General features: G+C 62.7%; 25 protein-coding genes. 16 read left to right on the forward strand and 9 right to left on the reverse strand.

Translation table 11 applies throughout. The features are described 5' to 3' along the window. Positions 1–7 precede the first annotated feature (7 nt). From BJA_RS16855 to BJA_RS16900, 10 genes are all read left to right on the forward strand, one after another. Entirely contained in the window at positions 8–625 is a 618-nt protein-coding gene (locus BJA_RS16855; protein ID WP_011086182.1) for a flavin reductase family protein, read from the forward strand. Positions 626–733: 108 nt separating this feature from the next. Next, positions 734–1684: a PDR/VanB family oxidoreductase gene (locus BJA_RS16860; protein ID WP_011086183.1), complete on the forward strand. Its 951-nt coding sequence runs from the start codon at positions 734–736 to the stop codon at positions 1682–1684. A gap of 17 nt (positions 1685–1701) precedes the next feature. Next, positions 1702–3042: a Rieske 2Fe-2S domain-containing protein gene (locus tag BJA_RS16865; RefSeq protein ID WP_038965985.1), complete on the forward strand. Its 1341-nt coding sequence runs from the start codon at positions 1702–1704 to the stop codon at positions 3040–3042. Beyond that, entirely contained in the window at positions 3039–3515 is a 477-nt protein-coding gene (locus tag BJA_RS16870; protein WP_011086185.1) for an aromatic-ring-hydroxylating dioxygenase subunit beta, read from the forward strand. Before BJA_RS16865 ends, BJA_RS16870 begins: the two co-directional genes overlap by 4 nt. 7 nt (positions 3516–3522) lie before the next feature. Further along, entirely contained in the window at positions 3523–5139 is a 1617-nt protein-coding gene (locus BJA_RS16875) for an ATP-dependent acyl-CoA ligase (RefSeq protein WP_038965984.1), read from the forward strand. 19 nt (positions 5140–5158) lie between these two features. Next, positions 5159–5887 (forward strand): SDR family NAD(P)-dependent oxidoreductase, encoded by a 729-nt coding sequence (locus BJA_RS16880; protein WP_011086187.1) that lies wholly within the window; start codon positions 5159–5161, stop codon positions 5885–5887. Positions 5888–6634: 747 nt separating this feature from the next. After that, positions 6635–7291: an antibiotic biosynthesis monooxygenase family protein gene (locus tag BJA_RS16885; protein ID WP_063713264.1), complete on the forward strand. Its 657-nt coding sequence runs from the start codon at positions 6635–6637 to the stop codon at positions 7289–7291. 17 nt (positions 7292–7308) lie between these two features. After that, a complete protein-coding gene (locus BJA_RS16890) occupies positions 7309–8418 on the forward strand; it encodes a D-alanine--D-alanine ligase family protein (RefSeq protein WP_038965983.1) in 1110 nt (369 codons plus the stop codon). A 167-nt stretch (positions 8419–8585) separates the two neighbouring features. After that, on the forward strand, positions 8586–9068 hold the full coding sequence (locus BJA_RS16895; RefSeq protein ID WP_162603507.1) for a GNAT family N-acetyltransferase: 483 nt from the start codon (positions 8586–8588) through the stop codon (positions 9066–9068). 128 nt (positions 9069–9196) lie between these two features. Beyond that, positions 9197–10078: a DMT family transporter gene (locus BJA_RS16900; protein WP_011086191.1), complete on the forward strand. Its 882-nt coding sequence runs from the start codon at positions 9197–9199 to the stop codon at positions 10076–10078. A 137-nt stretch (positions 10079–10215) separates the two neighbouring features. On the opposite strand, the gene BJA_RS16905 is transcribed toward BJA_RS16900, so the two are convergent. The 4 genes from BJA_RS16905 to BJA_RS16920 form a co-directional block, all read right to left on the reverse strand. Continuing rightward, positions 10216–10698, reverse strand: coding sequence for a MarR family winged helix-turn-helix transcriptional regulator (locus BJA_RS16905; protein WP_011086192.1), 483 nt, complete (start codon positions 10696–10698; stop codon positions 10216–10218). Further along, positions 10698–11192 (reverse strand): MarR family winged helix-turn-helix transcriptional regulator, encoded by a 495-nt coding sequence (locus BJA_RS16910; protein ID WP_011086193.1) that lies wholly within the window; start codon positions 11190–11192, stop codon positions 10698–10700. Before BJA_RS16910 ends, BJA_RS16905 begins: the two co-directional genes overlap by 1 nt. A 155-nt stretch (positions 11193–11347) precedes the next feature. Further along, complete coding sequence (locus BJA_RS16915) at positions 11348–12913, reverse strand: indolepyruvate oxidoreductase subunit beta family protein (protein ID WP_011086194.1); 1566 nt, start codon at positions 12911–12913, stop codon at positions 11348–11350. Then, positions 12910–15069: an indolepyruvate ferredoxin oxidoreductase subunit alpha gene (locus BJA_RS16920; protein WP_011086195.1), complete on the reverse strand. Its 2160-nt coding sequence runs from the start codon at positions 15067–15069 to the stop codon at positions 12910–12912. The genes BJA_RS16915 and BJA_RS16920 overlap by 4 nt, the downstream gene beginning before the upstream one ends. 367 nt (positions 15070–15436) lie before the next feature. Here BJA_RS16920 and BJA_RS16925 point away from each other — a divergent pair, with 367 nt between their 5' ends. From BJA_RS16925 to BJA_RS16940, 4 genes are read left to right on the forward strand one after another with little or no spacing between them, the layout of a single operon-like run. Further along, positions 15437–16543, forward strand: coding sequence for a cupin domain-containing protein (locus tag BJA_RS16925; RefSeq protein WP_011086196.1), 1107 nt, complete (start codon positions 15437–15439; stop codon positions 16541–16543). Positions 16544–16586: 43 nt separating this feature from the next. After that, positions 16587–17495 (forward strand): fumarylacetoacetate hydrolase family protein, encoded by a 909-nt coding sequence (locus BJA_RS16930; protein WP_011086197.1) that lies wholly within the window; start codon positions 16587–16589, stop codon positions 17493–17495. Continuing rightward, positions 17495–17932, forward strand: coding sequence for an acyl-CoA thioesterase (locus BJA_RS16935; RefSeq protein WP_011086198.1), 438 nt, complete (start codon positions 17495–17497; stop codon positions 17930–17932). The genes BJA_RS16930 and BJA_RS16935 overlap by 1 nt, the downstream gene beginning before the upstream one ends. Beyond that, on the forward strand, positions 17929–18651 hold the full coding sequence (locus BJA_RS16940) for a hypothetical protein (RefSeq protein WP_011086199.1): 723 nt from the start codon (positions 17929–17931) through the stop codon (positions 18649–18651). Before BJA_RS16935 ends, BJA_RS16940 begins: the two co-directional genes overlap by 4 nt. 2 nt (positions 18652–18653) lie before the next feature. On the opposite strand, the gene BJA_RS16945 is transcribed toward BJA_RS16940, so the two are convergent. From BJA_RS16945 to BJA_RS16960, 4 genes are all read right to left on the reverse strand, one after another. Then, positions 18654–19541, reverse strand: a complete 888-nt coding sequence (locus BJA_RS16945; protein ID WP_011086200.1) for an alpha/beta fold hydrolase — start codon at positions 19539–19541, stop codon at positions 18654–18656. Between the two features lie 101 nt (positions 19542–19642). Continuing rightward, positions 19643–20098: a carboxymuconolactone decarboxylase family protein gene (locus BJA_RS16950; protein WP_011086201.1), complete on the reverse strand. Its 456-nt coding sequence runs from the start codon at positions 20096–20098 to the stop codon at positions 19643–19645. A gap of 76 nt (positions 20099–20174) precedes the next feature. Continuing rightward, positions 20175–21509: an epoxide hydrolase family protein gene (locus BJA_RS16955; protein WP_011086202.1), complete on the reverse strand. Its 1335-nt coding sequence runs from the start codon at positions 21507–21509 to the stop codon at positions 20175–20177. Between the two features lie 47 nt (positions 21510–21556). Beyond that, positions 21557–22234, reverse strand: a complete 678-nt coding sequence (locus tag BJA_RS16960; protein ID WP_011086203.1) for a VOC family protein — start codon at positions 22232–22234, stop codon at positions 21557–21559. A gap of 149 nt (positions 22235–22383) precedes the next feature. Here BJA_RS16960 and BJA_RS16965 point away from each other — a divergent pair, with 149 nt between their 5' ends. Then, on the forward strand, positions 22384–22878 hold the full coding sequence (locus BJA_RS16965; RefSeq protein ID WP_162494078.1) for a MarR family winged helix-turn-helix transcriptional regulator: 495 nt from the start codon (positions 22384–22386) through the stop codon (positions 22876–22878). A gap of 61 nt (positions 22879–22939) precedes the next feature. Here BJA_RS16965 and BJA_RS16970 read toward each other — a convergent pair whose 3' ends face one another. Beyond that, the gene (locus tag BJA_RS16970; RefSeq protein WP_028172002.1) at positions 22940–23446 is read right to left on the reverse strand and encodes a peptidoglycan-binding domain-containing protein; all 507 of its coding nucleotides are present in this window, start codon (positions 23444–23446) and stop codon (positions 22940–22942) included. A gap of 482 nt (positions 23447–23928) precedes the next feature. Here BJA_RS16970 and BJA_RS16975 point away from each other — a divergent pair, with 482 nt between their 5' ends. Continuing rightward, positions 23929–24171 carry a hypothetical protein gene (locus tag BJA_RS16975; RefSeq protein WP_028172001.1) on the forward strand — a complete coding sequence of 81 codons (243 nt, stop codon included), beginning with the start codon at positions 23929–23931 and terminating at the stop codon, positions 24169–24171. Positions 24172–24476 lie beyond the last annotated feature (305 nt).

Below are 24476 nucleotides of genomic sequence, written 5' to 3' on the forward strand. Positions count from 1 at the left end.
GGGACCGATGCTCTTCGACATGGGCCAGCTTCCGGCGGATATCCGCTACAAGATTCTCACCGCGACCGTTACGCCGCGCCCCATCGCGTGGGTGACGACCCGCTCCCGAGACGGCGCCGCCAATGCCGCGCCCTTCAGCTTCTTCAACGTCCTCGGGCATGAACCGCCGACGGTCGTGCTCGGCCTGCTGCGCCATCCGAACAAGGGCTTGAAAGACACGGCGCAGAATATCGTCGAGACGGGCGAGTTCGTCGCTCACCTGGTGTCGCACCAGATGGCTGAAGCCATGAACGCGACGGCCGTCGATGCTCCGGCCGGTGTCGACGAGATGGAGATCGCGGGACTTCAAACATGTCCTTCGCAGATGGTTGCGCCTCCGCTCATCGAGGGGTGCCCGGTGGCGTTCGAATGTCGCTCCCTCACGGTTCACGAGACCGGGCCCCGGCAGATCGCGGTGATCGGCGAAATCGTCTGTGCTCATGTGGCCGAGCAGTTCGTGATCGATGCACAGAGAGGCTATATCGATACGGTCGGCCTCGATCTCATTGCCCGCATGCACGGGTCGGGCTGGTATGCGCGGCCCCGCGATCTCTTCCAGCTGGTGCGGCCGGCGCCGATCGAATAGGCGGCCGGCGCCGGGGCCTCCCGCCATGGCCGCCCCATGAGCCCGATTGACATCCAATTATTACATGTCTAAAAATATGCAAATTCATATAATTCGTGAGATGCCTGAATGGACGCGCATCCGCTCAAGCTCAGGGTCAGGTCGTATGCCGCGGAGACGCCGTTCGTACGGAGCCTTGTGCTTGGCGTGGAGGACGGCCCCGTGCCGCCATGGCGGGCAGGCGCACATATCCGCGTGGCGCTCCCGAACGGAGGGGACCGGCCGTACTCGCTGATGGCCCTGCCGGGTCTTGCCGAGGATGCGCTGGCGCTCGGGGTGCTGCGCGAGGAGGCCTCGACCGGCGGCTCGCAGTTCATGCATGCGCTGAAGATCGGCGATGTCTTGAAGGCAAGCGCGCCGGTGAACAATTTTCATCTGCACGAGGGGCCGGCGCCCGCGCTGCTGTTTGCCGGCGGCATCGGTGTCACGCCGATCCTGTCGATGGCGGCGGAGCTCACCGCCCGCGCAAGTCCGTTTCGCCTGCATTACGCCGGCCGCACGCAAGGACTTCTGGCGTTCCTGCCGCATCTGCGGGACATCTGCGCTAAAGGCCTGTCCGTTCATTACGACAGTGACGAGTCCCGTCTGGATCTTGCCGCGGCGCTCGGAGGAGCAGCCGCGAACGCCCACATCTACGTCTGCGGTCCGGCGGGGATGATAGACGCGGTGAAGGCGGCCGCGCTTGCCGAGGGCGTCCCGGCGGACCGCATTCACTACGAGCTCTTCAAGGCGGAGCAGCCGTCTTCACCCGACCTGCCGTTCGAGGTCGAGATCAGATCGACCGGACAGGTCGTCGGCGTCGCAGCCGGCCAAACCATTATCCAGGCGCTGGAGGCGGCGGGGCTCGACGTGCTCTACGATTGCCAGCGCGGCGATTGCGGCATCTGCCAGTGCGGCGTGGTCGAAGGGGTGCCCGACCATCGCGACGTCATCCTCAGCGACGACGAGAAGGCCTCCAACAAGGTCATGCAGATCTGCGTGTCGCGCGCGAAGTCGGAACGACTGGTGCTGGATTTGTGAGGGAGGCGAGGGACGCCATGGCGAAATACGGAAGGGACGCCCACGCGATTGCCGCGCTGGTGCGCGAGGCTGAGGTTCATCGCGACGTCTATGTCGACCCCGAGATCTTCGAGCTCGAGATGGAGCATCTGTTCCCGAACAGCTGGGTCTATGTCGGGCATGCCAGCCAGTTGGCGAAGCCCGGCGATTTCATCACCGCCACGATCGGCCGCCAGCCGGTGTTGGCGAGCCGCCATACCGACGGCTCCATCCATGTGTTCTACAATCGCTGTCCGCACAAGGGCGTGAAGATCGCCTCCGAGCCCTGCGGCAATACCGGAAAGTTCTTCCGCTGCCCCTATCACGCCTGGTCCTTCAAGACCGACGGCTCGCTGCTCGCGATCCCGCTGAAGAAGGGCTACGAGGGCACCGGCTTCGGCGACACCCAGGCGAATGAGGGGCTGTCCAGGGTCAAGAACGTCGTGATCCATCGCGACTTCATCTTCGCGCGGCTCAGCGACAGCGGCGTCTCCTTCGAGGACTATTTCGGCGAAAGCCTTTCAACCATCGACAACATGGTCGACCGCTCGCCGGAGGGCAAGCTCGCCGTCCTGGCGACGCCGATCCGCTACATGCACACCTGCAACTGGAAGATGCTGGTCGAGAACCAGACCGACACCTGCCATCCGATGGTGGCGCATGAGAGCTCGGCCGGCACTGCGGTCAAGGTCTGGAAGCGCGAGCAGGGCGATTCCACGGAAACGCCGATGGCGGTGCAGCTCTACGGTCCCTTCATGAGCCCGTACGAGTTCTACGAGCAGAGCGGCATCAGGATCTGGCCGAACGGCCATGGCCACACCGGCGTCGCCAACTCCATCCATTCGAACTACTCGGATGTCCCGGGCTATCTCGACCAGATGGTCGCGGCCTACGGCGAGAAGCGGGCGCACGAGATCCTCGGCGAGGTCAGGCACAACACCGTCTATTTCCCCAATATCATGGTCAAGGGCGCCGTCCAGATCCTGCGCAACTTCATCCCGATCGCGGTCGACAAGACGCTGGTCGAGAGCTGGGTCTATCGCCTGGTCGGCGCGCCCGACAAGCTCTACGAGCGGGCGCTGATGTACAACCGCTTCATCAACGCGCCGACCTCGATCGTCGGCCACGACGACCTTGAAATGTACGAGCGGGCGCAGGAAGGCCTGAAATCCAACGGCAATCAATGGGTCAATCTCCGCCGGCTCTACGAGGGCCATGAAGAGCAGGACGTCACGGCGGTGATCAACGGCACCTCCGAGCGGCAGATGCGCAACCAGTTCCACGCCTGGGCGAAATTCATGACCATGGACATGGACAAGCGTGTCGAGGCCGCCGAATGATCACCGAGAAGACGATCACGGACTTCATCTATCGCGAGGCCGAGCTGCTCGACACGATGCAGTGGCAGGTCTGGCTCGATCTGTTTCACCCCGAGGGGCGCTACTGGATGCCGCTCGAATGGCAGCAGCAGGATCCGGTGCTCCAGCCGTCGCTGATGTATGAGGACCTGCTGCTCCTGAAGGTACGGGTCGAGCGTCTGGCCGGCGAGCGCACCTTCAGCCAGAAGCCGAAGAGCCGTTGCCATCATCTTTTGCAGGCGCCGCAGATCGTGGCGTGCGATACGGCTGCCGGCGTGTTCAGGGCGCGGACGTCCTACATCTACACCGAGACGCGCGGCGACATGCTGGAGCGCTATTCGGGATGGGCCTCGCACGATCTCGTCCAGGTCGGCGATGCCCTGAAGATCAAGCTCAAGCGCGTCGATCTCGTCAATTTCGACGCGCCGTTCGGCAACATCCAGCTCTTCATGTGAGACGAATTTGACCGCTGCGACCACAGTCTACGCCCGCTTTCGCGAGACCGCGCTTCGCCGCGGCGAGGCGGGCTTCCTCAACGTGCTGCCGGAGACATCAGGCATCTACGGCATCGCGGCGGGCGAGATCACCTATCGCGCCATGCTCGAACGGGTCGAGCGCTGGCGCGCCGCGTTCGCGGGCCGCGGCTACGGCGAAGGCCACAGGGTCGGGCTGCTGCTCCAGAACAGGCCGGTGTTCGTCGAGCTGTGGTTCGCGCTCAACGCGCTCGGCGTCTCCGTGGTGCCGATCAATCCGGATTTGCGGCTGAGCGAGCTGGAATACATCATCGCGCATTCCGAGATGAACGCCGCGTTCGTGCTTGTCGAGCGGCGCGACGAGGTCGAGACGGCGGCGCGCCAGGCCGGTCGGCCGATCCCCGTCGTGACCAGCGAGGACGACGTGCCCGCGCCATTCGGCGGCGTGCGGCCGGCGAGCACGGGTGACGGCGCGACCGAATGCGCGCTGCTCTATACGTCGGGGACGACAGGTCAGCCCAAGGGCTGCGTGCTCACCAACACCTATTTCCTGCATTCCGGAAACTGGTATCGCGACGTCGGCGGGCTGATCGCGCTCAAGCCCGACGGCGAGCGCATGATCACGCCGCTGCCGCTGTTCCACATGAACGCGATGGCGGTGTCGCTGATGGCGATGCTGTCGGTCGGCGGCAGCCTGACCATGCTCGATCGCTTCCATCCGCGCAGTTGGTGGGCTTCCGTGCGCGACAGCCGCGCGACCTGCCTGCATTATCTCGGCGTCATGCCCTCGATGCTGATGAGCGCGCCGCCGTCGGAGCAGGACCGCGCGCACACCGTTCGCTTCGGCTTCGGTGCCGGCGTCGACAAGCTGCTGCACGCGCCGTTCGAGGACCGCTTCGGCTTTCCGCTGCTGGAGGCCTGGGCGATGACCGAGACGGGCAGCGGCGGCGTCATCGCCGCCAATGTCGAGCCGCGCAAGATCGGCACCAGCTGCTTCGGGCGACCCGCACCCGAAGTCGACGTTCGTATCGTCGACGACGGCGGCAATGACGCCCCAATTGGGACGCCGGGCGAGCTCCTGGTGCGGCGGGCTGGCGCCGACCCGCGCTACGGCTTCTTCCGCGAATATCTGAAAAACCCGGAGGCGACCGCCGAGGCGTGGGAGGGCGGCTGGCTGCATACCGGCGATATCGTGTCGCGCGATGTGGATGGCGATCTCCATTTCGTCGATCGCAAGAAGAACGTGATCCGCCGTTCCGGCGAGAACATTGCCGCGGTCGAGGTCGAGTCCGTCCTCAACCGCCACCCCGCGATCCGGCAGGCCGCGGTTGCGGCGACGCCCGATCAGGTGCGCGGCGACGAGGTTGCCGCCGTCATCATCGCCGAGGAGGCCGGCGCCGGCCGCGCGCTCGCCGAAGACATCGTCCGCTGGAGCCTGGAGCAGATGGCCTATTACAAGGCGCCGGGCTGGATCTGCTTCACCGACAGCCTGCCGCTGACCGCAACCGAGAAGATCCAGCGCGGCGGGCTGAAGGATTTTGTCGCAAGGTTGATGTGCGATGGCGCTTTCTTCGACCTCCGCGACCTCAAGCGGCGTCAGGTCTGACGCGGGGAGGGAGGCGATCATGAGCGAGATACGCACCACACTCATTACCGGCGGCAATTCGGGGATCGGCGAGGCGCTGGCGAGAAAGCTCGTCGAGAAGGGGCAGCGCGTGGTCTCGGTCGGGCTGGAAAAGCCGGACTGGACCCATGATCTGCTCGCGGCCTATCGCGCCGATCTGACTGACATCGCGGAGACGCGCGCGATCGCGCAGGAGATCGGCCGGAATCACGCCATCGACTGCCTCGTGCACAATGCGGGCGTCATCCTGCCGAATCTGCTGCCCGACGCGAAGCCGGAAGACATTCTGATGCTGGCGCAGTTGCACCTCGGCGCGCCGATGCTGCTGACCCAGGCGGCGCTGGAAGGGATGCTGTCGCGTCGCTTCGGGCGCATCGTGTTCGTCTCTTCGCGGGCGGCGATGGGCGCGGTGACGCGCTCGGCCTATTCGGCGACCAAGGCCGGCGTGCATGGCATGGCGCGGACCTGGGCGCTGGAGCTCGCCGCGAGCGGCATCACCGTGAACGTGGTCGCGCCGGGGCCGATCCTGACCGACAATTTCTGGGGCGTCATTCCCAAGGGCTCCGAGCAGCAGGCGCGGATGGCGCGCAACGTCCCGGTCGGGCGGCTCGGCTCGCGCGAGGACGTGGCGCACGCCATCACCTTCTTCCTCGACGAACGTTCCGATTTCGTCACCGGCCAGGTGCTCTACGTCTGCGGCGGTACCAGCCTCGTGGGCCTGGGGCCGTAAGCGCTATTCGGCGGGCAAAATTGGACGCCGCCGATTGACGGTCATCTAGCGGGAGCTATCCGGCCGACACTCCGCGCTGCATGACGGCCCCGCATTGTGCACGTCAACGGATTATCCGGTCGACAACCCGTGTGGCACGGTCGATCTCCCTCTCATTCCATGCCGCAAATCCAAGAAACAATCCTCGCTCTTTTGATTTGTGAAACAGCTTGCCCGACAACCGGCGATATTGCGCCAGCCTCGAAGAGTTGTGCCGTAAGTTTCCCCGGCTTGAAGGGCGTGGACGCCATCGGCGGCCAAGCTGCGCGGCACATGGAGGCGTTGGCCGGTGGTCGGGCGTCCGCTCGTAATGAGCGTCCTCACCCCCCAAGACAGTTGCAGCAACAAGGTCCGCTCACTCCCGGCGACAAGAGCAGCGTCCCCTCCAGCAAGAGCATCTTTCTGGCTCTCTGTATTTTTTAGAACTGGCCCTTTTCATAGAGCCACCTGAAACCTTATGCAAAATGCAAATTTGGTCGCGCTATTTGAGCGGAATGTCCCAGGGTTTACTTGCGATTCCAGACGTTGGCATCATGAGCGCCGCCATCAGCCTCAATGACCCCGTTGAGCCATCGTAGTTTCTGGCAATGGGCCTAATCATCGGCGGGATCGCTCTTGGCGCATCAAGAACGGAACTCAGAGTGATGATATGCGGTCCCACCTCCAACCGCGCGGTGCATGCAGACCCGACAATCTAGTGGAGCGGATATGATTGGATTGTTCTTCGAAGTTATGCCGCGACCAGGACACGAGCAGGCCTATTTCGATATTGCCGCCGGTCTACGACCCGAATTGGACAAGAATCCCGGCCTTCTGTTCATTGACCGCTTCAAAAGCGTCGGTCGGCCAGGCATCGTGCTTTCGCACTCTCACTGGCGCGATGAGGCAAGCCTTGCCGGATGGCGTACCCACGCAAAGCATCATGCCGCGCAAATCGCGGGAAGAAAGCTGCACTTCGAGGACTATCGCCTGCGCATCGGCCAGCTCGTCTGCGAGTGGACTCCTCAAGCCGGCGCTCCGCGTCAATTCGAAACCACCAACAGCTACAACGACCCGGTTCTGCGGCCAGAACGATTCATGATCGTTTCCACCGCCAACTCGCCCATCCAAGCGGGCGTTGAAGGTGACATTCTGGCGAGCATTTCTCGCGAGCGAGAATACATCGTCCTGGCCCTGGCATCGTCGCTTGCAGACGGGCTTCGAATGGCAGAGGAATTCTTGTTGGCAGGCGTCGTGACATCGATCCGATTGTATCTCGTGTCTCGCGACTACGGCATGTTCGATCGAAAGGAGGCGCCTCAATATTATCCGCCCGTGACCCAGGTTCAAGAGCATGGCTCGAAGCCGGCTGATGCTGGTTTGTGACAGCATACGGTGGAGAGATGACGAAAGAGCGACGTAAGATTACCGTCGGGCTGCTGTTTGGAGGGCGCTCGGCTGAGCACGAAGTCTCCAGGGCATCCGCTGCCAATATCCTTCGAGCTCTGAACAGCGATCGCTATGACGTTTATCTCATAGGCATATCGCGAGATGGTCGCTGGTTTGCCTGCGATTCAGGGAATGGCGCGGGAACGGGTTCTACAGCGCTCACAATTTCGGACGAGGCACCGGAGATCGGCCTTGTGCCGGGCGGGCGAGGCCGCCTCGTTCATTGCGACGGACCAACAGGAAGTGACGCGGGGAGTATCGACGTTGCATTTCCGATCTTGCACGGGCCGAACGGAGAAGACGGGACGGTGCAGGGAGCACTGGAATTAGCCGACGTGTCGTTCGTCGGTTCGTCGGTGACGGGTTCTGCCGTGGCGATGGACAAGGAAGTTTCCAAGCGGCTGATGCGCGACGCTGGCCTTCCCGTGGTGCCGTTCCTAACAACGACTGCCTCGTCCCGAATCGAATACGCTGCGGCAGTTGCCGCGCTCGGGACGCCGGATTTGTTCGTAAAGCCCGCCAATCTGGGATCATCGGTCGGCGTCTCCCGCGCGCGGTCCGAGGAGGAATTCGCAGCGTCGTGTGCTCTCGCGTTCCGCTACGACCGCAAGATCCTGGTCGAGCAAGCTCTGAACGGAGCGCGGGAGATCGAGTGTTCTGTCCTGGAGGAATCGACAGGTGATATTCGAGCGTCTGGGCTCGGCGAGATTGTTCGGGCGAGCGAGCACGGCTTCTATTCGTATCAGGCAAAATATATCGACGCCGATGGCGCCGCTCTGCACATCCCGGCAGACCTTCCCCTGCTACAGGCTCGCCGTCTTCAGGAACTTGCCGTTGAAGTCTTCAACGTGCTCTGCTGCGAAGGTATGGCCAGAGTCGACTTCTTTGTTCAAGGCGATGAAGTCTTTGTCAACGAGGCGAACACGTTGCCAGGGTTCACATCGAGCAGCATGTACCCCAAGCTTTGGGAAGCAAGCGGCTTGTCTCAAACCGACCTCATGGACAAGCTAATCGCGCACGCGTTTGCGCGCCACGAGCGACGTCGTGCCTTAAGCTTCGGTTGACAAGAATGCGGCGGATAGGACCCAACTAAGGAGCCCTCTGATCTCGCCGCGGAACCAGAGCGACGCGTTACATCTGCATCCGCGTGCTGCCGGCTGGGGAGTGGCGCCGAGGGGAAATATGAGGAAGACGGTGTGACGCACGATCTATTTGAAGGCATGGACCGATGATGAACCTTAAGATCGAGCGCGCGTTCAAGACGGATTTGCCATTCGTGATGATGACCGAACGGTCGGAAGGATACCATACACTAGTCGGCCGGTGGGACGAGGCGCGGCATCTGGCGGCTATCGATGACAATCACTATGCCTATTTCATTGCCAGGGATTGCGCGGCTTCTGTTGGATTCGCCATTGTCCGGGATTGGGGGGCTCCGGAGAGAGTGACCTGTCTGAAACGGATAGCGGTGTCGAACCCTGGCAAGGAGCTAGGGAGGCGGATCGTTCGCGCGGTTGTTGGCACCGTCTTTCGGGAAACCGAAGCTCACCGTGTTTGGCTAAGCGTTTTTCCAGAGAATGAACGAGCCCGCAGAGCGTATGAAGCTGTGGGCTTCAAGGCAGAAGGCATCGCACGTGGCAGCGCCTATTTTGGAGGAATCCATCGCGATGAATTGATAATGGCCGTCCTCAGAACGGAGTGGACTGCGGTTTAGGCAGGCGACGTAGCCCCATGATCGACTTGCCGGGGGATGTCCATACTCATTTCAAACGCAAAGAAACGCTGATCGAGAATGGGTAATCGTCATCTTGGCCTGCAGCCCGGCCCCCCGAGGTTTCTGCAATGACCAAAGCGAAAACCCGCCTTGCATACATGGGCGCCGGCGTCGCCGTCGTGATCTGGGGAGCTACTCCTGCAGCAACCGCCATCGTTGCCCGCGAATTGTCACCTGGGTTGATCGGGTTGGCCCGGCTGTTGCTATCGGCCACCATTCTCATCCCCATCGCCGTCTCATTGAAGCCAGAACTCCCGAGCGACCGGGGTGGTTGGATCGCGCTGCTGATCAGCGCCCTGGTCGGGTTCGCCGGATCATTCGTCCTGCAGGGCGTCGGCATTGCACGCACCAGCACCTCGCACGCCGCCCTCGTCCTTGCCTTGGCTCCGATCTTCACGGCGACCGTCCATTTCCTGCTTTCCCGCTGCTGGCCAAGGCCGCTCTGGTGGCTTGGAAGCGCGATCGCGCTCATGGGCGTGGCAATTCTCATTCCCGGCCGCAACCCTGCCGGAAGCGTGGCAGCGCCGACGCTCTTCGGCGACCTTCTTGTTCTTGCCGGTACGGTCACGGTCAGCGTTGGCTATGTCGCAGGCGCACGGCTCTCAGCGCGGATCGGCCTGTTCGCGGCGACCTGCTGGTCGCTTCTTCTCGCTGGGTTGATCACTCTTCCCGCATTTCCGGCCTTGGCTTCCGCTCTTGGTCAACTCTCGTTCGCCGTCTGGGGCGCGCTCGGTTTCCTGGCCGTCTTCTGCACGCTGATCGGCTTTGCAGTGTGGTTTTGGGCGCTTGAGCACGGTGGCGTCACCTCGATCGCCCCGCTTCAGTTTGGCCAGCCGCTGGTGAGCCTCGTGATCGCCGTAGCTTTCCTGTCTGAGGATATTTTCCCGGCGACCTTGTTGGCGTTGAGCCTGGTCATCCTCGGCGTCCATTTATCACGTCGAGCTGCTTGATCCTGCTCCACTTTCTGGAGAGGAAGGCTGTCAAAACGAAGCTGGATGTATCCATCAGGGAAACCGCGTCCCCAACCGCTGGCTTTCCCCGCGACAAACGCGGAACGCGATTGCGCGGAGATGCTCAAGCAACAACGTCAGATCTGGTTCTGGCGGATGTTCTCGACCATCTTGGCCAGCACCCGCGCGCAGACCTCGATGTCGTCAGGGGCGATGCCTTCGATCAGCTTGTCATAGTTGTTCGCCATGACCGGCCAGATCTTGCGCAGCAGCGCTTCGCCGTCAGGCGTCAGACCCACGACGCGGCGGCGCTGGTCCTCCTCCGCGATCTCGCGCTTGACGAGGCCCGACGTCACCATGGATTCGACCATGCGGCTCGCCGTCGACTGCTCGGTCACAGCGAGAACGGCGATCTCGTTGACGGTGAGGGTCTTGTAGATGAACAGCACCGACAGCGTCCGGAACACGACATTGTTGACGCCATGCTCGCTCAGGTCGCGGTTCTGGTCGAGATTCCAGCGATTGGCGAGCCGGTTGAACAGATACGGGATGTAGGTCTGCAGCTGGTCCCTGGTCCTCGGCGGACCCGACTTCCATCTGCTCTTGGATTCTCTGGCCATTATCTCTTGCGACTTTGCTTCTTGCCGTCAGTGTGAAGTTTTGAAGAAAGGGATTTCAGCACGGACAGCGCGGTATCCAGCTCCTGGGCCGAAACGTTCTCGAGCCGTTTGCCGAGATGCTTCTTGTGGATTTCGGCTGCCTTCCTGAACAGCGCTTCGCCTTTCGGCGTCAGGCGCACGATGAAGGACCGCCGGTCCTCGCTCGACATCTCCCTGCTGATGAGGTCGTCGGCGAGAAGACGCTGCACGAGGCCCGACACATTGCCGCCGGTCACTTTCAGGTTTTGCGACAACTGACCGAGCGCAAGCCCATCCCGGTAGCGATCGAGCTGGGCCAGCACGTCGAATTTTGCGAGCGACAGGCCGAACTCGGAGTTCAGCATCGAATTCAGCGAGGCGAACAGCTCGCCATGCAGCGACAGCAATTGGAGCCAGAGCCGGGTTTCAATCTGCCCGGGGACGGGAACTATGTTCTCTTTGAGTGCTGCCGGCATCGCATGACCATCGAGGACAAGGTGTCTCGTCAATTGGAGGGATTATCGCGGGTCTTTCGCTCCGATTAGCAACCTAACAATCGCAGTCAAGCCGTTTGATCCTGACGTTCTCCGGTCCGAACGGCAATCCAATCCTGTGCTGGGCTCGACCCGCATCACGCAAAAGTCTTGATGGTCTGGATCACGCCGTCGAGCTCCTTGCCGGCGCTGTCCTTCAGCGCAGCCTCGCGCAGGCGCCGCGCCCAGTCGGCGGCATCCTCGCGTCGCTCGACCAGCTTGATCGCCGCCAGCGTCTTGTCGAATTTCGACAGCCCCCGGCTGTGAGTATCGGAATAGCCTTTCACGAGGCGGCGGCATTGCAGGATCTCGACACCGAGCTGGTAGTTGGTGCCGACTGCGTCGGTGGCGGCCTTGAGCCATCCGTCCCGGTGCGCCGTCTCGATGGCGTGCCGCAGCGAGCGGCGGCGCAGGCCGCGTAGGCCGCCCACGACATAGAGCGCCAGGAACCAGGGCAGCGAGTAGGTCCGCACCCGGCGCCCCCGGTTGACGCGGCGATCGAGCCAGCCGAGCAGGCGTGGCCGCGCGCCAAGCCAGCGACCGAAGCCCGCGGGCAGCACGCCCATGACCTCCTCCATGCGGGGATGCATGAACTCGGTGGTCTGGAGCACCTGTCCTTCCGACATCTCGAGCTCGCTCTCGATGCGGGCGCGGCGACCGGCGCGCGTCTTGAGGTCGGCGACGCGAATGACGTCGTCATAGGTCATGGCGTTGGCAAGATACTTTGCCGCGGCTTCCGTGAAGGCATAGGTCCGGGCCGCACCGCCGGCGCTGCGGTCGGCCGCGTGCAGCGTCTTGAGAATGTCGAGGTACTCGGTGCCATAGGCGACGTCCTGGAAGTCGACCGCCTTCTTCAGGCCGGCGCGGGCCATGGTGAGCGCGGGCTCGGGCAGCTCCTGCGTCAGCCTTGCGACAAGCCCGGCGAGATCCGGATCGGGCGTTGCGGGAGAGGGGATATTGCCGGCCTGTTTCGGTTGCGGCGGCGCCACAACGTCGGGTGAGCCGGTCTTGACCCGGTCGAAGGCGGCCTCGAAAGTCCCGATGCTGGCCTTCGCGCCTTTCCCACCCGCGCGGATGACGTCGAGATAGCTGTCGCGGCTGAAGGGCAGCACACCGGCCGCCGCGAGCGCGCCGAACATCGCGGCCGAGATGACGCTGCCATGCGCGATCGCCAGCGCGTTCAGGTCGAAGATGATCTCGGTCTTGGCGGCGATCCCGATGGCGCCGGTGACGGCGCCGCCGTCGGCGATGCCGTTGCCCGGCGCGATCTTCTCGCCGATCGCAAAGGACCGGTGGTTGGATGCGATCAGCGTGGTGCGGTCCGGCGTCACAAGGCCGCGCAGGATCGATCGGCCGGCCTCCATGAATTCCGCCGCCATCACCACGTCGACGTCGCCGGGCGTCGGCATCAGCGACAGGATTGGCTTGCGGCCGTCGAGCGGCGGCATCGTCTCGATATAGTAGATCGTGGCGCCGGTGCGCTGCGCGACGCCGGGCACCGAGGTCGACTGCGCGACCCAGCCGTGGTTCTCGGCAAGCTGGACGATCCAGTCGGTCAGGACGCCGCCGCCCTGGCCGCCCATCGCGACGATCGCGATCGAGATCGGCCGCTCAGTTGCCTCGCCCGCGGCGGGGAGGGCCAGCCGGATCGTCTCGTCCCTCATGCCAGTGCCTCGAGCGCCGGACGCCGGCGATCGCGCCGCCGTTGCAGCCAGCCGATCACGGCCATCGCGACTTTGGATTTGAACATGTCCCAGCGGGTCGGATTATGGATGACGTCGGCGCGGTAGAACGAGGGGCAGAGCACGGCGGCCTCGGAGACCTCGCCGCAATTGCCGCAGCCGACGCAGGAATTGTCGATCGCCGCGACCGGATCATCGCGCAAGGGATCGTCGAGCTGCTTCACCGACAGCGATGGGCAGCCGGAGAGCCGGATGCAGGCGTGGTCGCCGGTGCACACGTCCTCGTCGACGCCGAAGCGCTCCTTGACGGTACGGACGCCGTCCTTGATCGCCTTGTTGATCAGCGGCTTCACGCGGCGCTGCTTGTTCAGCATGCATTCGGAGGACGCGACGATGACCTTGGGACCTTCGTCCTTGGTCGTCAGCGCTTCCTTCAGCGTGTCGCGCATCTTGCCGACGTCATAGGTGCGGTCGATCTGACGCACCCATTGGCCGCCGATGCCCTTCACGGCCTGCACGATCGAATTGTTGGTCTTGCGCCGCTTGTTGGTCGCGCGCGACGACAGGATGTCCTGACCGCCGGTCGCCGAGGTGTAGAAATTGTCGACGATGACGAACACGCCGTCATGCTTGTTGAACACGGCATTGCCGATGCCGCTGGTCAGTCCGTTGTGCCAGAAGCCGCCGTCGCCCATCACCGCGATCGAGCGCTTGTCGGCCTTGACGTTGAAGGCCGAGGTCGAGGCCGGGCCGAGGCCGAAGCCCATGGTGGTCGCGCCGATATTGAAGGGCGGCAGGATCGAGAACAAATGGCAACCGATGTCGGCGGAGACGTGGTGCTGGCCGAGCTCTTCCTCGACCAGCTTCATGGCGGCGAAGATCGGCCGCTCCGGGCAGCCGGTGCAGAGCCCGGGCGGGCGCGCCGGCACGACCTGCTTGAGCTTCTCGACCGCGGGGTGATTGAGCACGGGCGCGGCATCCGGCGCCGGCGGCCGGTTGCCGAGCAGCCGCGGCTCGGTCTTCTCCAGGAATTCCCTGACGCCGCCGAGCAGGACCTGCGCGGTGTAGTCGCCGCCCATCGGCAGCACGTCCTTGCCATGGATGCGCGCCTGGATGTCCCTGCGGCGCAGCACCGTGTTGATCGCCTGCTCCAGATATTCCGGCTGGCCCTCCTCGACGATGAGCACGGCATCCTTGTCGACGCAGAACTCCGCGACCTCGGTGTCGATCACGGGGTAGGTGACGTTCATGACGTAGAGCGGGACTTGCGTGCTGCCATAGGCATCCGACAGCCCGAGATACTGCAGCGCGCGGATCACGTTGTTGTACATGCCGCCCTGCATGATGATGCCGACCTTGCCGTGCTTCGGCCCCATCCACTCGTTCAATTTGTTGTCCCGGATGAAGCCGACAGCCGCGGGCATCCGCGTCTTGATCTTCTCCTGCTCATGCTCATAGGCCGCCGGCGGCAGCACGATGCGGTTGACGTCCCGCTTGGGATTGTTGAGCGCGTCCTTGATGGTGTGCGCCGGCTTGACGTTGTCCTTGCAGGCGAAGGTGCCGTGCATGTGACAGGCGCGGACGCGAACCTCGAGCATCACCGGGGTGTTCGAGACCTCGGAAAGCTCAAAACCCTTCTCGATCAAATTGACGATGCATTCATGGTCGGGGCGGGGGTCGAGCAGCCACATCTGCGATTTCATCGCGAAGGCATGGGTGCGCTCCTGCATGATGGAGGAGCCTTCGCCGTAGTCCTCGCCGACGATGATCATGGTGCCGCCGGTGACGCCGCCCGAGGCCAGATTGGCCAGCGCGTCGGAGGCGACGTTGGTGCCGACGGTCGACTTCCACGCAACCGCGCCGCGCAGGGGATACATCACCGAGGCCGAGAGCATCGCCGCCGCGGCCGCCTCGTTGGCGGAGCTCTGGAACACGACGCCGAGATCGTCGAGCACGTCCTTGGCGTCGGCGAGCACGTCCATCAGGTGCGAGATCGGCGAGCCCTGGTAGCCGCCGACATAGGCGACGCCGGATTGCAGCAGTGCCTTGGTGATGGCGAGGATGCCTTCGCCGCGGAACGTATCGCCGTCGCCGAGCCGGAGATCCTCGACTTCGCGAGCAAAAGACCGTTCAGCCATTGCACCCTCCAGAAATATGCGATAGCATACGTTTACATGTGAAGTAAGTCAACGCCGCGCCATGCTATCACGCTTGCGGATCTTCTCTCCGGCAAGGCGGTCATGAGCCAGCGACAGGGTAGGGCCGATGCTGAAGCTGCCTCGCTTTAGAGCTGCCGCCGTCCAGGCTTCACCCGTCTATCTCAACGCCGGCGCGACAGCGGACGAGGCGGCTTCACCGGTCCGTGAAGCCGCAGCGAATGCACGACATCGTCGATCTGCGGGTCAATCGGCGTCCGCTGGCGCCGCTTGGCCCGCGCGCAAACCGGAATGAAAGCTCGGGACGCGTCGCACCGACGACGCCACGAGACAGGACTTGGAGGATAGGATGCGCGAAAACACCATCGGCCGGGCCAATGTCGAGGACACCCCCGAGCTCAAGGCCTATTACAAGGATCTCGAAAAGTACGAAGCCGGCGCGCTTTGGACGGTCGCCAACAAGATCGAGCCATGGGCGCCGCAATCGGCCTCCATTCCCGTGCTCTGGCGCTACAGCGATCTGCGCGAGCACGTGCTGCGTTCGGTCGAGCTGGTCTCGCCGGAGAAGGCGGGACGACGGGTGATCTACCTCAACAATCCCGGCCGCCGCGACGTCTCGGCCGCGGTCGGCTGGCTCTATTCGGGATTGCAGGTGATGCACCCCGGCGAGGTCGCATCGGCCCACGCGCACTCGGCCTCTGCCCTGCGCTTCATCATGGAAGGGGCGGGCGCCTACACCATCGTCGACGGCCACAAGATGACCCTGGGGGCGCGGGATTTCGTGCTGACGCCGAATGGCACCTGGCACGAGCATGGGGTCGACGGCAACGGCTCGGTCTGCATCTGGCAGGACGGCCTCGACATCCCGCTCGTCAATGCGCTGGAGGCGAACTTTTTCGCGGTCCATCCGAAGGTGCAACAGGAAGACTCCGGCTATCCCGTGGACGACATGACCAAGACCTGGGGCAATCCCGGGCTGCGGCCGGCGGATTCGAAATGGTCGAAGGGCTATTCCCCCATGTTCAAATACGAGTGGGAGCCGACCTACGAGTCCTTGCGGAAATACGCCGCCGCAACCGACGGCTCGCCCTATGACGGCATTCTCATGAACTACGTCAATCCGATCACCGGCGGGCACGTGATGCAGACGATCGGCGCGAGCATGCAACTGCTCCGGCCGGGCGAGAAGACGAAGTCGCATCGGCACACCGGCAGCTTCATCTACCAGGTCGCCAAGGGCCGAGGCTATTCGATCATCGGCGGCACGCGTTTCGCGTGGGAGGAGCGCGACATCTTCTGCGTTCCCTCCTGGGCCTGGCACGAGCACGGCAATGCGTCGGAGAGCGAAGACGCCTGCCTGTTCTGCTTCAACGACCTGCCTGTCATCGAAAGTCTCGGCTTCTATCGTGAAGAGGCCTATGGCGATAATGCCGGCCACCAGCCAGTGGCTGCCTGACGTACCCTCGCAGAATTCAACCGAAAGAGCCGGATAAAGCTTCATGCGCCTTGTTACCTACACTTTGGGCTCCAGCGGTGCCCGTCTCGGGGTCCTCGTTGACGGATTGGTCGTGGACGTCGAGCACCTCGGTGCGTCGCAAGGCTTTGCATGGCCGAGCGACATGCTGTCGCTCATCGACAACAGCGTGACACTGCTGCCGGCGCTCAGGGAATGCCTGGACAATACCAATGGACGCCTGCCGGCCGGCTCCGCCGTTCCGGTCGAGGACGTCAAGCTGCAGGCGCCGATCCCGCGTCCGCGAAAGAACATCTTCGGCATCGGGCTGAACTACCGCGCGCATGTGGCGGAATCCGCCAAGAGCCTGGATACGGACAAGGACCTGCCGAAGCAGCCGGTCGTCTTCTCCAAGCCGCCGACTTCCGTGATCGGCCCGGGCGCGGCGATCCAGCACAACGCGAAGATGACGCAGCAGCTCGACTGGGAGGTCGAGCTCGCCGTCATCATCGGCAAGACCGCGACGCGCATCGCGACCGAGAAAGCGATGGAGCACGTCTTCGGTTATTCGGTGATGATCGACATTTCCGCGCGCGACAATCGCCGCGCCGGCCAGTGGATCTTTTCCAAGGGCATGGACACCTATGCACCGTTCGGCCCGTGCATCGTCACCGCGGACGAAATTCCCGATCCGCATGACCTGCGGCTCTGGCTGACCAAGAACGGGGTCATGAAGCAGGACTCCAACACCAAATACATGATCTTCGACATCCCGGTGCTGATATCGGACATTTCGTCGGGCATGACGCTCGAGCCGGGCGACATCATCGCGACCGGAACGCCCGAAGGCGTCGGGGCCGGCATGAGCCCGCAGGAATGGCTGTGGCCGGGCGACGTGGTGGAAGCGGGGGTCGACGGCGTCGGTGTCATCAGGCACCCCGTTGTCGCGATCTGATGACGACGTTTTCGTTCGATCGCGAGCTGAGGTTCGGCGATTGCGATCCCTCGGGCATCGCGTACTTTCCGTCCTATCTGAACATCCTCAACGGCGTCGTCGAAGAGTTTTGGGCGGAGATCGGTTTTCCCTGGCCGGAATTGATCACGGTTCGGAAGATCGGAACGCCCACGGTGCATCTGACTTGCGACTTTTCCCGGCCGTCGATGTTCGGCGATCGCCTGACGTTCGGATTGCGCATCGCCCGGGTCGGCGGATCGTCGCTCCATCTGGAACATGTCGTCTCGGGCGCGAATGGCATGCGCTGGCGCGCCCGCCAGGTCGTTGCCGCGACCTCGCTGCTGGATCACCATGCGATCCCGTGGCCCGATGACATTCGCGCCGCGCTCATGGCGCACGTGAGCGAGGGCGAGGGCGCTGAGGCAACGCCGGCATGATCTCGCTCTTCATGACGTTCTCCGATCCTTCTGGTGAACGGTGGATTCGTTCCGACGAGGTTGCCGCCGTCGCTGAGCTGGTCGGATCGATCCCTGGGATGACCGAGGGCCTGCTGTTCACGCCGCTGCAACAGTCGGTCGATCATCCCTACAAAGCCGATGGCTCGGGCCCTGTGCTTGCGCTTCAACTGCGCTTTCCCGACCTGCTCATATGCGAAGCGGCGATGGATCGCGGCGGCGTCTTGGCCAGCTTGGCGACAGGTGCCGGATTGTCAGGCCTCGCCGGATTGTACGTCACGCATCAGGTGATGGTGACGCGGTCATTCCCCGTCGATGTCGCCGAACATCCGGCAGGAACGACAACTCCGTGCAGTTACCTCGTGCACTATCCCGGCCCGGCCGAGGACATGAACGCCTGGAACCTGCATTATCTGGAGCACCACCCGGCGATCATGCGGACCTTCCCTGATGTCCGCCAGATCGAGATCTACACCCGCATCGATTGGGTCGACCGGCTGCCGTCGCAGCGGGTCGAGCACATGCAGCGCAACAAGCTGGTGTTCGACAGCCCGCAATCCCTCGCGCACGCGCTCGGCTCCGACGTGATCAAGCGCATGCGCGCGGACTTCGTGAAATTCCCGCCATTCGCTGGCGGCAACAAGCATTTTCCGATGCTGACGCGGGCCGTGCGGCCCCCGCGAGATCCGAGAGCACGGTGAGATCAAGTTGACGTGCCGCGTAGCGAGGCGCGAACCTCGTCGACGGTGCGCTTCGGGTCCTGGAGGTGAGGGTAGTGCCCGATGCCGGGAAGAAGCGCCAACTCGGCGTCGATCCTTGCGGCGAGCTCTATTCCCATCTCCTTCTTGATGTAGAGGTCCTTCTCGCCCCAAACCACCTTCACCGGGGTTTTGAGCCGGGCTAGTTGCGATTCGAAGTGGTCTTGGTCTCGCGTGAAGTGCGAGTAGTAGTGGGAGAACGCGTCTACGGTCGTCATCGCGCCGTGGCTCCATCCGTGGGACATGTCGTCCCTAAACTGCTGCGAAACTTCGAACTGCGCTTCCTTGGGCAAGCCTCTTGTGAAGATGTTTTCCAGGATCTCGTCGCGGTTACTGTTCATGTTGGCGCGGACCTGCTCCATGGCAGGCCCCGCCTTCAGATTTTGCAGCTTCTCGGACATGAACTGCGGCCTGTTGAACGGGGCGAAGTCGCCAACGATGATTGTCCTTGCGATATCGGGTTTTTCCACCGCCAGCAGGAGTGCCGGTAGGGCCCCGATGTCCGTTGCGTAAATCGTGAGCCTCGACGTGTCGATGCCTGCTTTCACGATGTACTGATCCAGAACATGCGCGTAGTCCTTCGGCGCATAGGAGAACCTGTCGACCATTGGCCTCGATGAAAGACCGTAACCCGGCCAATCGAAAGCGTGGACTTCGTAGTCGTCGGCGAGGGCCTCGGCAATGTCCTTCCAGGCGGACAGGGTCTCCGGAAAGCCGTGCAGAAAGAGAACGGTCCCCTTCGGTCTCGGGTTACGCAGAACCACTCTTCTGAGCGTGATGTCTTCGTTGATCTCGAAGAAATCGATTGTTGTGTTGTTGATCCGGTATGACATGATCAGCGTCCTTTCGTCCCGTTATCCGATCAGCGTGCAGGCCAAGTTGATCTGGAGTCTGAAAGAAGCTCGGCAGAGAACTTCCCGGCGCCTCCTGGGGCTTACGTCCCGAGTGCTGCCTGTGGCGTGTTCCGAAAGCTGATCGCCATGCGATTGTAGGCGTTCATCAGGCCAATCGCGATCGTGAGGTCCACGAGTTCTCGCTCGTCGAACACGGCGCGGGCGTCCTGATAGGCTTCATCCGGCACGCCGGTATCCGCGACGCGCGTCACCGTTTCGGCCCACGCAAGGGCGGCGCGTTCACGCTCGTCGAAGAGGGCGCCGGCTTCCTTCCACGCCTGCACCAGCGCGATCTTTTCGATCTTCACTCCCTTCTTGAGCAGGTCACGGGTGTGCGTATCGAGGCAGTACGCGCAATTGTTAATCTGGGAAATTCGCAGGTAGACCAGCTCGACCAGCGTAGGGGAAAGGCCGCTCTGCATGACGTAGCCACGGACACCGCCCAGCGCTTTCACGCCTGCCGGTGCAATCTGATTGTAGTCGAGACGCTGACTCATGTTTTGTTCCTTGGTGATGAATTCTGCTCGATGGAGATCATTTCGTGCTCTCTTGGTTTGGGCAGAATGTTCAGATCTATTTGCGCAGCGGCCGGAAGCCTGCGCGAACCTCTTGCGTGAAAAGCTGCGGCTGTTCCCAGGCCGCAAAGTGTCCGCCTTTGTCGACCTTGTTGTAGTGGATGAGCTTGTGGTAGGCCCGCTCGGTCCAACTGCGCGGAGCCTGGTAGATTTCGCCGGGAAAGACGCTCACGGCGGTGGGAATCGAGATGTTGACCGCGTTCAGCGCGCTCATTCCCTTGTTTTCCCAGTAGAAGCGGGCCGCCGAGATCGCGGTGTTCGTCAGCCAGTAGAGCGTGATGTCGTCGAGGACGTCGTCGCGGGTCACGGCGCCGGCTGGATGCCCGTTGACGGTGCGTCCGAGCACGGCCGAAGTGATCGCCGCCGCCGGCTGCGCGTCACCGTCGCCGTGATCGAGAATCCACGCGGCCAGGCCGACCGGCGAATCCGCCAATCCGTAGAGTGTCTGCGGCCGGGTCGCCATCATGGCTGCGTAGGCAAAATGCTTGGCGCGGAAATCCTTCACCTGGTCGAAGGCGTGTTGCTCGTCGGCCGAGAGACCGGAGGGTGCCTCACCGCTCTGCAGCGCCTTGGTGATCTCCGGCGGAATCGTGCCGGGGAAGTTGGTGTGGATGCCCAGCAGTTCCGGCGGCGCCTGCTCAGCCATCGCATTGGAAATGAGGGCGCCGATGTCGCCGCCCTGCGCGACAAAGCGTGCGTAGCCAAGGCGCTTCATCAGCGCGACCCAGGCGCGCGCGACGCGGGCAGGGCCCCAGCCGCTGGTGGTTGGCTTGCCCGAAAACCCGTAGCCGGGAACTGACGGGATCACGACATGGAAGGCGTCCGATGCGCTCGCGCCGTACGCCGTGGGATTGGTGAGGGGATCGATGATCTTCAATTGCTCGATGATCGAGCCTGGCCATCCATGCGTGACGATGAGCGGCAGCGCATCTTCGTGCTTCGAACGAACGTGAATGAAATGAATGTCCAGCCCGTCGATCTCTGTGATGAACTGCGGCAGGGCGTTCAGCTTTACCTCGATCTTTCGCCAGTCGTAGTCCGTCGCCCAATAGCGCGCGAGGTCCCGGAGGATCGCAAGCTGCACGCCCTGCGATTCGTCGGCGACTGTTTCCTGCTCCGGCCACCTCGTCGCGTTGATGCGTCTGCGCAGATCGATCAGCGCCTCTTCTGGAACGTCGATCCGGAAGGGGCGGATTTCGTCAGCTGTGGCCGCCGGCGCCGGGTGCGCGGGGAAAAGGCTCGCGGCGGCCGCCGCGGCCATTCCCACCGCGGCGGAACGCAAAAGCTGGCGCCGGTCCGGGTTGATGACTTCAGAAACTGATTGCGCACGCATTGGGACTCTCCCTCACTCTTTCGGTTGGGTGACGTCGCAGCCGCGGCTCAGACCGGGAGCGGCTGGCCGGCCTGCTCACGGGCGATGTAGTCGGCGTACCAGTCCGGCCAGTTCGCATCGTACTGACCGCCGTTCCGCTTCTCGTGCTCGCCGTGTGCCGCGGACGCACGCCGGAGCGCGCTCGCAAGCTCGGTCGAGGAGGTGAATGTCGTGTCTGCTGCCTCGACGCGTCCCGGCAATCGCGTGGTCACCTCCTGGAACAGCCAGCCGTTGCCGTCGGGATCGTGGAACGAAACGTACGAACGATAGCTGCGGTGCGCGGGCTCCGCACCACCAATCCGACGTCGCCCGAACAGATAGGGTTCGTCCGGGCCGGTGTGCACGTCGCCTCCGGCGTGGAAGACCTCGCTGACCTCGACGCCGCGATCGCGCAGATCGTTTCGCGCAGCTTCGATGTCGGAGACGACCAGGTACAGGCCCTGGGCGGAGCCGGGTGCCGCCGCGGTGACGTTCTTGCCGAAAATGACCGAGGAGGGGGAGCCGGGCGGCGTGAACTGGATCACGCGGTAATCATCAGGCCCCGCGAAATCGGCATCGAGCCTCCATCCGAGGTTTGCATAGAACTCCTTGGCACGATCGACGTCGGAAACGGGGATCACGACGACTTCGAGCTTCATGTCGATCGTTGGTGCTCTGGTGGTCTTCTTTGCATTTGTGACTGGCATGGTTCTCTCCTGATTTGGCGCGTATACGATATAATCGGGTGCGAGTCATAAAGTGCCGCCAGGCTCTGATGTCAACCCTTTCGATTTAATCGGATGCGATATATATGCATGCGAGACTTCACATATCCGTGTCTGAAAGGGCGTCCACAATGAGCCTTACGAACGGTCTCAGAGCCGATTCCAGAGATAATTCAATAGACAATCAGAACCAGGAACCGGCCGCGGGCGACCGGAGCCTCGCTGATTTCCTGTGCTTCGCGATCTATTCGGCCAACCTCGCCTACGGGCGGGCCTACCGGCAGGTCGGCCTGACCTACCCGCAATGGATCGCCATCGTGGCGCTGTGGGAGCAAGATGACCAGACCGTGAGTGAACTCGGCGACAGGATGTTCCTGGAATCCAACACCCTGACGCCGATACTAAAAAAGCTCGAGGCGATGGGCTATTTGCGCCGCGAGCGCGATCCCGCCGACGAGCGGCAGGTGCGCGTCAGCCTCACCGACGCCGGCCGACGCCTGCGCGAGAAGGGCATGCACATGAATCTCGTGAAGTCGAGCGGGCTCAAGCAGGATGATTTCGCGCGGCTGCAGAAAAGCGTCGTCACGCTCCGCGACAATTTGATCAAGGCGACGAAGGACGAGTGACGAGTGACAGGCCCTCTCCCTGTGAATCGGTCAGGGATGTGGACGTCAAGCGGGCAGGGCGTCACCTGCGTCCGAACAGTCCTCCCAGCACGCCGCCGATCAGTCCACCGGGACCGCCCCCACTGTGCTGATGGTCCGCACCCGCGCGACGGCGGGCCGAACGGTCGTCATCGGATTTATCGCTGCCGCTGAAGCTGGCATGCGCCGCCGAGGCGGACTCGGTCAGTAGCGCCTGATGTTGCAGCGGGTTCAGGAAGCCAGTCCTGGGATAGCCGCGTGCCGCCTGCCAGCGCGTGATGACGGCGCGGGTCGACACGTCGAACCGTCCGTTGACCTTGGTGTCGAAACCGAGACCGGTCAGCCGGCGCTGCACGTCGCGACGCTTTCCCTTGTTGAGGCCGATCTGATCTTCGGTTTCCTGAGTTGCCTCACCGGCAACGATCGCCGGATCGATGGATGCGATCAGTTCGCGGTCGGTCGTGCTCGGACCGGCTGCGGCAGCATTTGCACCGAGGAGAACTCCCAAGAAAATTCCCAAGACTGATAACGCGAGGATGAAGACGCGCAATGGCATATCCTTCGCTGATCTTGAGTCTCGCAATGATTTCGCGTTGAACACCTGTATCGGTTCAAATGCACCGCTGTGACACTCGAATTTCGGGTGGTGTCTAAATCAAAGGTCAACTCCGGGTTCCGTCGCTGGCAACTGTTACAGGAGGCACTTGTTCCTTGGCGGGCGTAGCTTGTTACACGGAATTGCGTCGGGACTGCCCGACAGGCGCTTGGCTAACGACCTCGGCACGTTGGGATGCGCACAGGCGGTCATCCGTTCTGGCGCACATTTCGGACCCACGTCGACATCGCGGCACTTCCGGAAAGAGTCCAACAGCGGATGCTCGGGATTTGGGCTGCCGCCAAGTCGCGCCTGCTTGCGAGAGTTCGCGGTCAATTTCGTCCGCCGGTTGCACGGATGGTCGATCTGGTATAGTTTTGTGTTAATTCGAGCTTTTGCTTTTTTACCTGTGACTTTTTACTTACCGGATATCGGTAATGATTTACCAGAACGTCGACAGAATTGCTGTCGGTATGCGTTTCAGGATGAGCAAGCTTGGTGCTGCTCGATGCCCGGAGCTTGCTGACCGGAGCGGCATCGTCATTGACGTGAGCCGTCGTACCACGGGCCTCACCGTGCTGTTCGATGGCGCCCGAAGACCAACTTGCCTGCACAGAGATTTCATATCGCCCATCTCGGATGGGGAGGTCGCCGCACCTTCCATCGCTTCAGACGAATGAGGGTCCGTGAAGTTTTCAAAACCGCGCGAATGGTCTAGGCACGACGCGCAGCGATTGAAGGCTCTTGCGCGTCAGAAAACCTGCGCCGGAGACATAGCCCGGGAGCTTGATCGCCATGTCACTTCAGTAAGAAAGAAGGCACGCGAACTCGGCTTGCTACTCCCGAAGCGGGCCGTCGTCTCGCAAGTACGTGGGAAGTGAAATCATTCAATGTGGCGCATCGCGCGCCACCGCCGGGATGATGGCATCATGCCCCTGTCTTGCCCGACGGGTCAAACGATTTCGAAAGAACAGCAGTCCCTGCA

The sequence above is a fragment of the Bradyrhizobium diazoefficiens USDA 110 genome (assembly GCF_000011365.1).
Classification (GTDB): domain Bacteria; phylum Pseudomonadota; class Alphaproteobacteria; order Rhizobiales; family Xanthobacteraceae; genus Bradyrhizobium; species Bradyrhizobium diazoefficiens.